Origin of the sequence: Sorangium sp. So ce394, from assembly GCF_051474665.1 — a bacterium.
In the GTDB taxonomy this organism is placed as follows: domain Bacteria; phylum Myxococcota_A; class Polyangia; order Polyangiales; family Polyangiaceae; genus Sorangium; species Sorangium cellulosum_D.
Map to the genome: position 1 here is coordinate 4,804,689 of NZ_CP150339.1, position 12,301 is coordinate 4,816,989.

The following is a 12,301-nucleotide window of genomic DNA, read 5'->3' on the forward strand; positions in this document are numbered from 1 at the left end:
GCCCTAGTTCGAGGTGACGTCGGCGGACACCGCGTTCACCTGTCCCTCGACGACCACCTCCTGGCCCGCTCCGTCGCGGATGGTTCCGAGCCAGTCTGCCGTCCAGGTGATCGGCGCCGCGGCGCTGTTCACCTGCGCCGGTCCCGAGGCGTTCACGATGATCTCGCCGACGATCCCGGCGGTCTTCGACGCCTCCACGCCCTCACGCCAGAGGAGCTTGAGCCCGCCCGCGCACAGCGTCGCCATGCAGTCGCTGTCGCAGCCGGCGTAGCCGCCGAGCCGCTCGCCCAGCGCCGAGCACTCCGCTGCGGCGGCGAGCGCCGCGGCGACGGACTCCGCCGTCGTCTCCGCTGCGGCCCCGAGCCCAGCCGCGCCGCCGACGTAACCGCTCGGGGCCCACGAGAGCGTCCCGGCGAGGCGGAGCACGTCGCCGGGATCCGCTGTCCACGACATGAGCTGCTCCGCGGGTACGCCCGCGCTGTCAGCGGTCACGCTGCCGAGCCAGCTCGTCTCGAAGAGCGCGCTTCCCGGCTCGTTCTCCAGCCCGCGCAGGTGGCCGTCGATCGCGAGCGGCGTATCGGCGAGCCCGGCGCGGGCCCATTCACCACACCGGTCGCGCAGGGAGACCGGGAGCGCGGCGAGGTGCGCCTGCGCCGCCGCGTCCCAGTCGCGCTCGAGCCGCTGCGCGGCGAACGCGGCCGCCTGCGCGGACGGCACCCCGCGCTGCATGGCGTCGAGCAGGGACGCGGCCTCCGCGCCGGCCGGCAAGAAATCGTCGATCAGCCGCTCGGTCGCTGCCTCGAGCATCGCGTTCAGGCCATCGTTCGTCGCGAACGTCAGCTTCGCGTCGAGGCGCGTCGCCGCCAGATCGATCGGCAGGTCCTTGACCGGGACGTACACATCGCGGGCGGAGCCGGCCTGCAGCTCCCGCTCGCCCACGCAGCCCCACATGATCCGACCGCTGTGGAGCGCGACGGTGAGGCTCGGACCCACGGGGGCGCCGTCGATGAAGACCGGCTCGTCGGGACCGCCGTGCGCCACGAGCGCGCCGACCGGCGCCTGGGGCGCCGCGGTGGCGAGCTCCTCGCAGGTCGCCTCCGCGACGACGCTCGCCGTCCAGCTCTTCGCGACGCGCGTGCCCTGGTAGACCGGAATGACGCGCAGCGTGCCGAAGCCCTCGGCGCTCACCGACACGCCGAGCTCAGCGGACGGGCCCTCCTTCATGGCGGCGCGGAGCCGGAACGTGCTCCCCAGGTTCGAGGCGTGCAGCTGGACCGAGGCCCTGCCGCTGTCGTCCGCGATCGACGTGGTGCGGTCGACCCAAGCGCCCGCAGCCTCACCGAGCAGGGTGAAGCTCACCTCGTAGGGGGCGGGCGGCTGGCCCGTGACCCACACCGTGCGCAGCTCCCCCGGCGCGAGCTGAAGCGTGCCTGGCTCGTCGAACGCCAGCGTCACCGGCCGAGAGACATCCGGGGGAACATCGGCCTCCCCCGCGGCCCCATCGGTCAGACGAAACGAGCAGGACGCCAGTCCGACCATGGCAACCCGGAGCGCCCAGTGCGTCGAAGGCAAGTTCACCCGTGGAGTGTACCTCGCACCTCCATGGGCGAAAAGCCGAGGGCCGAGCGCAGAGCGGCTTCCCGGCGAGCCGTGGCCAGCGACGCTGACGATCGGCGATCGGCCGCAGGCGCAAGCGCGCACCGGGCGAGCCCGCGAGCGACGCCGCGACATCGCGGCCCCGTGAGGCGCGAGACGCGGCGCCGCGCGGGGCCGTGGGATGCGTGGAAGGCGGCGCAGGGCCGCGGAGGGAGGCGGTTACTTCACGTAGATCTGGGCGACGGCGAGGCCGCTGCCCCGGACGGTCATGACGGCCTTCGCCGGGCCGCCCACGGGGAGCGGGTTCTTGAAGCACTGGCCCTTGCCGCCGAGCGTGGCGTTCGGTCCGGTCGTGTTGTCCTGCGAGAGCACCACCGGGGGCAGCATCGGCGCGGGCTGCGCGACGATCTGCAGGTTGAGCTCCTGGACGCCGAGGCCCACGCCGATGACCGAGTAACACTTGCCCGGCTGGATGTTGAACGGCTGCTCGAGCGTCTGGCCGTCCTGGAACTGCCCGGCGAAGGCGCCGCCTTCCGGCTGCATGCCCTGGACCTCGGAGGCGGCCATCGCGGTGAGCACAGGGGTCGCGGCGCTCACGGCCGCGGGCGCGATCGGGGTCGCCTGCCCGGTGCTCGTGCCGGTCTGCGGCGTGGTGGGGGTCGTGGTGGGGGTCGTGGTGGCCGGCGGCGTGTATCCCGGCTGGGTGGTCGGCTGACCGTACTGGCCCGGCTGGGCGGGCTGACCGTACTGCCCGGGGGGGTACTGGCCGGGCGGGTAGGTAGACGCCCCGTACTGGTTCTGCATCTGCGACGGGTTGTTCGGCTCCGGGTCGCTGCCGCCGCAAGCGAGGGGCGCGAGGCCGAGCAGGGCCGCAGGGATGAGGACGTACAAGCGCATACGAGGCTCCTTCAGGGTTGTGCGGGGTGAGGCCACGACATTGGGACGCTCGCCGCACCCGCGGCGGCTCACGGCCGCTGGTCACGGTCGGTAAGACGGCTGAGGTGGGGGCGTGTTCTACAACGACTTGGCCGCGCGAGGCCAGACGCTGAGCTTTCGGCGAGCTGAAGCGTGCAGAGCGAGCGAAAAGCGGAGGTCGCTGCGGCGGCGGCCTCGGATCCGAGGAGCGCGCGGTCGACCGGCATGCGACGTCTGTGCCCACGGGAGAGGAGCGCCCCGCGTCGCGCCGAGCGCCGCGGCCTGCCAGGCAGCGGTCGTCCGATCCATCGGCGGACGCGCTGAGCCCGGCCGATGTGGCCGTCCTCCCGTCGCGTCGACGTCGAGGAGGCGCCGAGCCGCCGTCGCATCCGCCCGCGGGCGCGTGGGATCCCTGCTCCCCGGATCGGACCCGTGGGGCGCGCTCGCCCAGTTGACGCGGGCGAAGGACGACACCAAAAACCCTGCCCTCAGCTGCGCGTCCGGCGCGCGGCGGTCACGTGGTCCGCCTGGCGATCCAAGGGTGATCCCGCTGCGAGCTCCGCCGGCCGGCACCGGATTCGGTCCGCCAGTCACGCGCCGCTTCCGTGGAGATTGAACAACGGGCGATCCCGCTCGCGGCGGGAAATCAGGAACGAGCCATGAGCGACATCCACCAGACGATCAAGGATACCGTCGAGAGCAACCGCGTCGTCCTCTTCATGAAGGGCACGAAGACCTTCCCGCAATGCGGATTTTCGGCGCGAGCCGTCGATATCCTGAAGAAGTGCGGCGTGGACTTCAAAGACGTCAACGTGCTGACCGACCCCTCGCTGCGCCAGGGAATCAAGGATTACTCGCAGTGGCCGACGATCCCGCAGGTCTACGTGGACGGGAAGTTCATCGGCGGCTCCGACATCCTCATGGAGATGTTCCAGTCGGGCGATCTGCAGAAGCTCCTGACGCAGCAGGGCTAGCCTATCGCTGAAGGGCGCGAAGCCCGGCCGCCTCCAGGGCGCGGCGCAGGACCTCGTCGAACATGTCGCCGGTGAGCCGCCCGGTCTGGGTGTTCTGCTGGCTGACGTGGTAGCTGCCGAAGAGCCGCGCCTCCCCGGCGCCGCCGCGCGGGTCGGGGAGGGGCGCCTCCACGCCGTGCGCGAACGGCGGCAGGCGCATGTCCGCCTCGGCGCGGGGTCGCGCGCGGTCGGCGGCGGACGCGCCGCGCGAGCGGGCGAGCGCGGCGACGGCGTCGTAGCCGATCTTACCGAGCGCGAGGTAGACGCGCGCGCGGTGCAGGGCGGCGAGCTCTCGCTCGATCCAGCCGCGGCACGCCGCGAGCTCGTCGGGCATGGGCTTGTTGTCCGGCGGGGCACAATGGCAGGGGGCGGTGATGAACACGCCCCGGAGCGAGAGCCCATCGTCGCGCGATACGCTCGTCGGCTGCGAGGCGAGCCCCGCTCGAAAGAGCGCCGCGTACAGGAAGTCGCCCGATCGATCGCCCGTGAACATCCGGCCGGTGCGGTTCGCGCCGTGCGCGGCCGGCGCGAGCCCGACGATCACGAGCGGCGCCTCCGGATCGCCGAAGCCGGGCACGGGGCGGCCCCAGTAGGTCTGGTCCCGGTAAGCGCGCCGCTTCTCTCGCGCGATGTCCTCGCGCCACGCCACGAGCCGCGGGCAGCGGCGGCACTCGACGAGCTCCGCCGCGATCTCCTGGAGCGCGCGCGCCGCGCCGCCGCGGCTCACGCGGGCTCTCCGCTCGATCCGGTCGAGGCGCCGCCCTGCGCGGCGTCGAGGACGCTGCCCTGCGCCAGGTCGAGATCGCGCTCCAGCACGCGCGTCTCCACGACCGGGCGGGGCGGAGGCGCGGCGCGTTCGGCCACATTGCTTTGCTCGCCGGCCACCATCCCGGTGACGATGCGGTCGAGCACCGCGTCGAAGCGCAGGCGGTTGAAGCGCGCGCCGCTCGCCAGCCAGTCGATGTGCCCACCCTTGCCGGGGAAGTGGCCGACGATGTCCAGGTGGTCGGCCTTGCCGGCCCAGATGAGATCCCCCCAGACCTGCGAGGCGAGCGGGACCACGCCGTCGTTGGCGTCCGGCGGCGGCAGCTCGCCGAGGACGCGCGCGAGCTTCTGCTCGATCGAGCCGTCGTGCGAGCGACAGGGGTAGTGCTCGTCCAGGCGGGCCGTGATGTTCGAGAGCGCGGTGAAGATGGCGGCCGACATGGCGCCCCACGGCGATCGCAGCGCCGACACCCAGTCGCGGACGGCGTTGCGCGGCGCGTACGTCGCCACGCTCTGGTAGCGCAGGCCCGCGCGGTCCTCCAGGCCGGCGTGGAGCAGATCCATCGCCTCGGGCATGAGCTGGACGATGGCGCCCTGGTCGTCGCGCAGGAGCTTGAGCCAGGCGCGCAGCTCGCGGCTCGACGCGTCGTCGAGCACGCGGATGAAGCTCTCGACCGAGCGATCGACGAGCTCGATCTCGAAGAAGCCGAGCTGCGCCCGGCCGAGCGCGGCGACGAGCGCAGAGGCGGCCGCGAGCGGCGGCGCGCCGAGCTTGAGGCCGGCCACCGTGAGCGCCGTGACGGCGTAGAGCAGGCGCTGGCCGCTCACCGTGGCGAAGAACGCGGCGAGCGGCGTGCCGAAGTGGGGCGTGTTGATCGTGGTGACGGACCGCAGCCGGCTCGTCCAGCCGAGCCGGCGGTGCGCGTTGCCGGGCAGGCGCACCGTGGGCGAGGCCACGAGGCGGGCGTCGAGGCCCCCGGTCGAGTGGCCGACGATGTGGATCGGGCCCCCGTCGTCCCCGGCGCTCTCGTCCACGAGGCGGGCGAGCTTCGCGGCCCGGCGGAGGATGGAGGCCGTCGGGTGCACGTCGCAGACGTGGATCTCGACGGCGCGGCCGCGATCGCGGAAGCGCTCCTCGATCGCGCGGATGAAATGCTCGAAGTACTCGAGGGAGCCCAGGGTGGCGAACCCGAACATGCCTGGCGATAGGTAGACGCGCGTCTTCTGCACGCGCGGGAATGTGCCATTTTCATCGCCCTTCCGCGGCATTTCCCGCGCCGCCCCGGCGCCCCCCGCGCCCGCCCCCGAAAGCCTCGGGCGCTCGGCAAAGTTGCGACGGCATGCCGCCAGGAAAACCGGGTACTCTGCGATCGTGGACGATTCCAGCGCGCGGGAAATCGAGGCGGCTGTCCAGGAGGCCTTGGGCCTGTTCGGAACATCGGGCGCGGTGAGCGTCCAGGGGAGGCAGATCGCGCTGCACGGTCGCGGGGCGCCGGTCGTGATCGATCTGGAGCAGCTGGTCGAGCAGTGGCCGCTCCTGCCGCAGGACCTGCGCACACGTAAGGCGTCCGACCTCGCGCGGCGGCTCGCGCAGGCGCACCGCGCGGTGAGCTCGCTGGCGCCGCCCGCGCCGGTCGCGCCGGTGCGGCCGGCGCGGCACATCGTCATCCCCATCGGCGCCGTGGTGCTCGCGATCGTCGGCGTGCTCGTCGCGGTGCGCCTGCTTCGATCGCGGGAGGCGCCGGCCGCCTTGCCGGCCGCGCCGGAGACGACCGCCGGCGAGGACGCGGCGCGGAACGCGCGCACATGCGAGGCGGCTCGCAAGCGGATCTACTCGGGGGCGTCGATGGGGCCGTTCGAGCTCGCGGGCTGGGTCGCCGAGCTCTGGCTGGCGACGCCGCGCGGCTTCGGCGCGGCGCAGGCCACCGCCGGCGCGGCGGGGCAGGAGGCCGTCTCCGCCGCGTCGGTGGGGGTGGGGGCGCTCGTCGCTCAGGGCAAGCTGACGGGGGCCGCCGACGCAGAGCTCGCGGCGATCACCGACGGGCTCGTCGAGATCGTCCCCGGCTTCGACGAGGCGGAGGCGGGGCGCTCGCCGTCGTGGCGCGCCGTCATCGCCCGGTTCTCCGGCGGATACGCGCGGGCGTACTTCGATCCCGCGCTCCGGGCGCGCTTCGTCGCGCTCGCCGATCGCATGGCCGACGCGGCGAGCGCTGAGCTCGGCGCCCTGTACGCGCGCTGCGCGCACCTGCCGTACCACGACGCGGGCGCCTGGTTCCGCGGCCGGGATCCGGCGGCCGCGGCGACGGCGCTCGTGTATGCGTCCGGCGTCTTCGCCGAGATGCCGGCGGTCGATCGAGGCGCGCTGGCCGCGCTGCACGGGGCGGGGCAGATCGACGCGCTGCGGAGCGCCGGCGCCTCGCTCGACGCCGCGGCCCTGGGCAAGCTGGTCGGGGCGCACGGCGGCGGCATCGCCAAGGGCGGGGCGGACGCCGTCGTGATCACGTTTCCCGTCGGCGGGCCGACCCGGGCGACCAGCGCGAGCCGCATCGTCGCGCGCAAGCTGCAGGTCGGCGTGGGGCAGGACTGAACGATCACTCGCCCGCGGCGAAGCGCACGATCGAGTAGACGCGGGCCCCGCCGCCGGCCCGCTGCGCGAGGAGCGTCCGGCCGCCCAGGAAGTCCAGCTCGACGACGAAGGCGAAGCCGGCGATCTCGCCGCCCTGCTTGCGCGCGAGCTCCGCGGCGGCCGACGCCGTGCCGCCGGTCGCGAGCAGGTCGTCCACGACGAGGACCCTGGCCCCCGGCTGGATCGACCCCTTGTGCATCTCCAGCTCCGCCGTGCCGTACTCGAGCGCGTACGCCACCCGATCGGTCGCGGCCGGGAGCTTGCCGGGCTTGCGCACGGGGACGAAGCTCGCGTTCAGCCGGGCCGACAGCGCGCCGCCGAAGATGAAGCCGCGGGACTCGACGCCGACCACGACGTCGACGTGCTCCCCGATGTAGCGCTGGGCCAGGAGATCCAGCGTGATGTGGAACGCCCGCGGGTCGGCGAGGAGCGGCGTGATGTCCTTGAAGAGGATGCCGGGCTTCGGAAAATCCGGGACGTTGCGGAGGTGGGCCTTGAGGTAGCGGAGCGCGTGCTCGGAGGGCAGGGCGTCGTGGTTGAACATGGCGCCGAGCGTAGGCGAGCGCACCCGAGCCGGAAAGCGATCGAGGGCGACGCTCGCGCCTTCAGGCGGCGCGGCCGTCGTTGAGCTCCGCGGCGATCGTCCGCGCGACGCCCTCGTGCTGCGCCGCGAACAGGTCGAGGGTCAGCGGGGTGACGCTGACGGCGCCCTCGTCGTAGGCCTCCGTGTCCGAGCCGGGGACGAGGTCGTGACGCACGCCCGCGCCGCCGATCCAGAGGTACTCGTGCCCGCGCGGATCCTGGCGAAAGATCACCTCCTCGGTGTAGAGGCGCGCGCCGATGCGCGTGGCGCGCACGGGCCAGCTGCTGCCCGCGGGGATGTTGACGTTGAGCAGCGGCGCCGGCCGGCGCGCCTCCTGCCCGGCGGCCCGGTGGAGGGCGAGGGCGAGCTGCACGCCGAGCGCCGCCGCGGCCGGGCGCGACGCGCCCGCGTCGGCGGAGAGCGCGATCGAAGGGATGCCGCGGAGCGCGCCTTCGCGCGCCGCGGCCACGGTGCCCGAGTAGAAGATGTCCGAGCCCAGGTTGAGCCCGTGGTTCATGCCGGACACGACCAGATCCGGGCGGCGCGGCAGCACGCGCGCGCCGGCGTGGAGGGCCACGTAGATGCAGTCGGCGGGCGTCCCGTCGACCGCGAACACGCCGGGCGCGGCCTCCAGCAGCCGGAGGACGCGGTGCAGGCTCAGGGAGTGGCTCGTCGCGCTCTGGTTGACCGCGGGGGCGCACACCACCACGTCAGCGTGCTGGGCGAGCTCGTCGCGCACCGCGATGAGGCCCGGGGCCGAGTAGCCGTCGTCGTTGGAGAGGAGGATCAGAGGGCGCATGCGTTCGCTCGATGCTCCGGATCAGCGGCCGAGCAGGCGCCTCGCGAACGCGGCGACGAGCTCGACCAGGGCGCCGATGCGGCCGAAGAAGCCGGCTCCACCTCGCGCCCGCGCCATCGCGAAGGCGACGGTCCGGAGCGATGGCGTATAAGGGTACCACCACAGCTCGCTCTTCGCTCTGCTCCGATCCTCGAGGACGAAGCGGGGCCGCGTCAGCTCCGCGAGCGCGTGCGGGCTGCTCGTGACGCCGTGGCCGCTGTCGCCGGTCCCCGTCCATGGAGCGGCCGGGAGCGCGCCCGTGAAGCCGTGGTTGTTGATCGTCACCACGCCCGACCGCAGCCGCCGGGCGAGCGCGTGGGCTCGCTCGTAGCCGCGCGTCCACAGGCTGGTCGTGAGCGCGAAGCGGGACGCGTTGGTGCGCGCGATCGCCTCGTCGGCGCTCTCCACGACGATCACGGGGAGGATGGGGCCGAAGGTCTCGTCCTGGAGCAGCGGCGTGTCCTCGCGATCGAGCTTGATCACCGTCGGCGGGAAGGCGAGCGATCCCGCTTCCGGCGCGCCGCCGGCGAGGATCTCCGCCCCGCCCTCGACGGCCGCGTCGAGCTGGCGCCGCACGATCTCGGCCTGGCGCGCGGTGGTCATCGCCCCGACGTCGACGCCAGCTCGCAGCTGCCCGGTGAGCGCGACGACGCGCGCGATGAAGCGATCCGCGATCGCCTGCTCGACGTAGACGCGCTCGATCGAGGCGCAGTTCTGTCCGGCGTTCGTGAAGGCCCCCCAGACGACGCCGCGCGCGGCGCGCTCCAGGTCGCAGTCGCTCAGCACGACGGCGCTGTCCTTGCCGCCGAGCTCCAGCGACGTCGGGACGAGGCGCTCGGCGCACGCGACGGCGATCTTCTTGCCGGTGGCGACGCTGCCGGTGAAGACGACGAGATCCACGCCGGCCTCGATGAGCGCGGCGCCGACGTCGCCGCCGCCTTGCGCGACGGTGAGGACGCCGTCCGGGAGCAGCCCGTCGAACAGCGACGCCACGAGCGCGCCGGCGCGCGGCGTGACCTCGCTCGGCTTGAAGACCACGGCGTTGCCCGCGAGCAGCGCCGGCACGATGGTGCGCAGCGGGATCGCGACGGGGTAGTTCCAGGGCGTGATGAGCGCGACGACGCCGCGCGGGTCCCTCCGGATGCGCCCGGCCTTGCCGGGGTAAGCCAGCGCGTCGAGATCGACGGGGGCCTCGTCGAGGAGCTCCTCGATGGACACGGTCCAGTAGTCGACGAGATCGGCGTTCGGCAGCACCTCGGCCAGCGCGGCCTCCTCGATCGGCTTGCCGCACTCGCGGTGCAGGAGCGCCGCGATCTCTTCGGCCCGCGCGAGCAGGCGCCTCTTGACCTTCGCGACGCGCTCCGCCCGCTCCCGGATCGGGACCTCGGCCCAGGCGACCTGCGCCGCCCGCGCGCGCGCGACGATCGCCGCGACGGCGCTCGGCGCTGTCGCCGCGACGTCGTCGAGGAGCTCACCGCCTGCAGGGCTGCGCATCGGGAACGGTCCAGCGCTCGCCGCAGCGGGCGCCGGCGAGGCCGCGGCTTCGCTCGCCGCCGCGCCTGCCTCGCCGGGATGGGCAGCCGTCTTGGAGTCCATGGAGCGCCGAGCCTAGCACTGCGCTTCCGCCCCCCTGCAGGGCGAGCAGTCGCCCTCGAGGGCGCAGGGGCGGCGACGGGCCGGCGCGGGATGGGGCAGCTACGGAGCGGGATCGTCCGCCGGGGCGGCAGGCGTGGTCTCTTCGGCGGGGGCGGGGGCCGAGCCCTCGTTGTCAGGAGCGGCGGGGTTGGCTTTGCGCTTGGTCGGCCGCTCCTGCGATGGGCTCGCCGCGGTCGGCTCGATCGCGACGACGGTCTGCTTGCGGCAGCCGACGATGACCGCCTGGCCTGCGGAGAGCCACGCGGGCGTCGACGCCTTGTCGGTCGTCAGCTTGCCGAGCCGCACGTAACGCGTCCCGCAGGGCACGTCGAGCGTCTCGCCCGTGTTTCCGGCCAGCGAGCCGTTCACGTACACCGACGCCTGCTGGGATGAGTTGACCAGCAGGTGCCCACGGGTCGACGGCAGATCCTCCGCGCTGCCCGCGGCCGGCGCCGAGCTCGCGGCGGGCGCCGCGGTCTCGGCGGGCGCCGCGGTCTCGGCGGGCGCCGCGGTTTGCGCCGCCGACGGCGCGGGCGCGGTCTCGGCGGGCGCGGCGGGCGGCGCCTGCGCCGTGACCTGCGGCTGCGCGGTCACGTCCTGCGTCGCGCCCGGGGAGGTGTCGGGGGCGACGTTCGGGAGGGGCGCAGGCTCGGAGCCGAACAACCCGAGCCGATGCGCGACCGCCGCGCCGCCCACGAGGAGCACCACCGCCGCGATGACCAGGCCCACGCGGGAGCGCGGGCGCGGCGACGGGCGATCGGTGACGCTGACGCTGGCGTCCGCGGGCGGTCGCGTGGTGACGCGCTCGGACGGCTTCAGCTCCCTCTCCGGGGGGATGGGCGGGTCCTTGGTGATGACCTTCGGCAGGAGATCGCGATCGACCGGCTTCGGCCTGGGCTTGGCGTCCGCCTCCTCGCTCGCCACCTTGGGCAGCACGCCCGGCGGCGCCTCGACGGTCTCTTGATCCTGGATCGACCGCGCGAGCGCCTGGGCCTCGGACCGCGCGGAGCGCACGGCCGTCTCCTCGTCTTCGAGGCCCTCGGGGCGAGAGCGGATGACCGTGGGCTCGTCCTCGAGCATGCCGCGGATCACGGTCGGCTCGTCGTCGACCATCTCGCGGCTGAACTCGTGCTCGCCGGCGGGCTCCCCGATCGCGCGCCGCGTGGCGGCGGCGATCTGCTCCGGCGCCTTGGGGGTGACCGGCTCGCCGGCCGACGGCGCGCGGGCCGTGACCGTGTCCAGCGCGGAAGCGCCCTCCCTGCCGACGGGTGTGGTCGTGGCGTGCGCCGCGAAGGGCGCCTCGGCGCGATCGAGCAACGAGCTGCGCGCGGCCGCTTCCGGCCTGCGCTCGGCGGGGAGCTTCAGCGCGGCGCCCGGCCTTTGCGCGGGCTCCGGCTCGTCGGGGAGGAGCCCCGCGAACGAGAGCTCGCTGTCGCCCTCCGCGACCTTCGCCCTCGCCGCAGGGTCCTCGTGCGGGAAGAACGGCTTCCCTTCTGCGCGCGGGCTGGAGCCGCGCGCGGGGGGCACCGCCGGGCCGGCAGCGGCCACGTCCTTGCCCAGCGCGGCGGTCCTGGCGACCTTGGCCGCGGGCCTGGCCGCGTCCCTCGGCTTCGGCTCGGCGGGCTCCGCGGGCGGGCGATAGGTCTCCTGCGGGCCGGCGTCGCGGGCCTCGGCCCGCGGCAGATCGAGGGGAGCGCCGGGCCTCGCGGCCTGCCTTCCGGGGGAGCTGGGAGGCGGCGCGGGGACGCGCGCCGGCGTCGCGGCCGCGGGCGTGGCGGTCGCCGGCTTGCCGGCCGGCGCCTTGGCTCCGCTCGCGGCGGGCGTGGCCGCCGGCGTCTTCACCGCAGGCTGCGGCGGCGTCTTCGCGGTGGGCTGCGGCGGTGCCTTGGCGGCGGCGGCCGGCTGCCTCGCCGCGCCGGCGGTCTGCGACGCCTGCGCGGCGACCTGGCGCGCATCGCCGGCCGGGCCGTCGAGGCTGCCGACGTCGTCCAGGGCCGGCTCTGCGCCGCGCGGCGCCGACAGCCCGCCCGCGGCGACCACGGCTGCCGGTCGTGCTTCGTTCGCCGGCGACGTTTCCGCCGCGGTCAACCTGGCGTCGGGCAAGACCGCGCCCGCCGTGTCGTTGGCGATGGCGCCGGGCGCCTCGCCGCGGTGCGGGACGAGCTCGGCGGAGACCGGGAGCTGCGACCGGGTTCGAGGCGCAGCGGCGTTCCGCTGCACCCGCTGGAGGAGCGCTTCGAGGGTGGCGACTTTCTCTGCGACGTTCACGCCCCGCCAGCATATCGCGGCTCGGCGCGGGTTACATCATTCGCGGTGAGGGGGGCGCGATC

General features: G+C 74.4%; 10 protein-coding genes. 2 read left to right on the forward strand and 8 right to left on the reverse strand.

Features of this window, described 5'->3' with window-relative positions; all coding sequences use genetic code 11:
• Window positions 1–3: 3 nt before the first annotated feature.
• On the reverse strand, window positions 4–1,578 hold the full coding sequence (locus tag WMF33_RS17725) for a hypothetical protein (RefSeq protein WP_437338232.1): 1,575 nt from the start codon (window positions 1,576–1,578) through the stop codon (window positions 4–6).
• A 237-nt stretch (window positions 1,579–1,815) separates the two neighbouring features.
• A complete protein-coding gene (locus WMF33_RS17730) occupies window positions 1,816–2,493 on the reverse strand; it encodes a hypothetical protein (protein WP_437338233.1) in 678 nt (225 codons plus the stop codon).
• A 677-nt stretch (window positions 2,494–3,170) separates the two neighbouring features.
• On the opposite strand from WMF33_RS17730, the gene grxD reads away from it, so the two are divergent.
• Complete coding sequence (gene grxD, locus WMF33_RS17735) at window positions 3,171–3,485, forward strand: Grx4 family monothiol glutaredoxin (RefSeq protein ID WP_437338234.1); 315 nt, start codon at window positions 3,171–3,173, stop codon at window positions 3,483–3,485.
• Window position 3,486: 1 nt separating this feature from the next.
• Here grxD and WMF33_RS17740 read toward each other — a convergent pair whose 3' ends face one another.
• Both WMF33_RS17740 and WMF33_RS17745 read right to left on the reverse strand, forming a co-directional pair.
• Window positions 3,487–4,251: a uracil-DNA glycosylase gene (locus WMF33_RS17740; RefSeq protein WP_437338235.1), complete on the reverse strand. Its 765-nt coding sequence runs from the start codon at window positions 4,249–4,251 to the stop codon at window positions 3,487–3,489.
• A complete protein-coding gene (locus WMF33_RS17745) occupies window positions 4,248–5,486 on the reverse strand; it encodes an esterase/lipase family protein (protein ID WP_437338236.1) in 1,239 nt (412 codons plus the stop codon). Before WMF33_RS17745 ends, WMF33_RS17740 begins: the two co-directional genes overlap by 4 nt.
• A 175-nt stretch (window positions 5,487–5,661) precedes the next feature.
• On the opposite strand from WMF33_RS17745, the gene WMF33_RS17750 reads away from it, so the two are divergent.
• Complete coding sequence (locus WMF33_RS17750; protein ID WP_437338237.1) at window positions 5,662–6,876, forward strand: hypothetical protein; 1,215 nt, start codon at window positions 5,662–5,664, stop codon at window positions 6,874–6,876.
• A gap of 4 nt (window positions 6,877–6,880) precedes the next feature.
• Here the strand turns inward: WMF33_RS17750 and WMF33_RS17755 are convergent, their stop codons facing one another.
• The 4 genes from WMF33_RS17755 to WMF33_RS17770 form a co-directional block, all read right to left on the reverse strand.
• Window positions 6,881–7,483 carry an adenine phosphoribosyltransferase gene (locus WMF33_RS17755; RefSeq protein WP_437338238.1) on the reverse strand — a complete coding sequence of 201 codons (603 nt, stop codon included), beginning with the start codon at window positions 7,481–7,483 and terminating at the stop codon, window positions 6,881–6,883.
• Window positions 7,484–7,520: 37 nt separating this feature from the next.
• Window positions 7,521–8,297, reverse strand: a complete 777-nt coding sequence (gene surE / locus WMF33_RS17760) for a 5'/3'-nucleotidase SurE (protein WP_437338239.1) — start codon at window positions 8,295–8,297, stop codon at window positions 7,521–7,523.
• Between the two features lie 21 nt (window positions 8,298–8,318).
• Window positions 8,319–9,932 (reverse strand): aldehyde dehydrogenase family protein, encoded by a 1,614-nt coding sequence (locus WMF33_RS17765; RefSeq protein WP_437338240.1) that lies wholly within the window; start codon window positions 9,930–9,932, stop codon window positions 8,319–8,321.
• A 99-nt stretch (window positions 9,933–10,031) separates the two neighbouring features.
• The gene (locus WMF33_RS17770; protein ID WP_437338241.1) at window positions 10,032–12,239 is read right to left on the reverse strand and encodes a hypothetical protein; all 2,208 of its coding nucleotides are present in this window, start codon (window positions 12,237–12,239) and stop codon (window positions 10,032–10,034) included.
• Window positions 12,240–12,301: the final 62 nt, after the last annotated feature.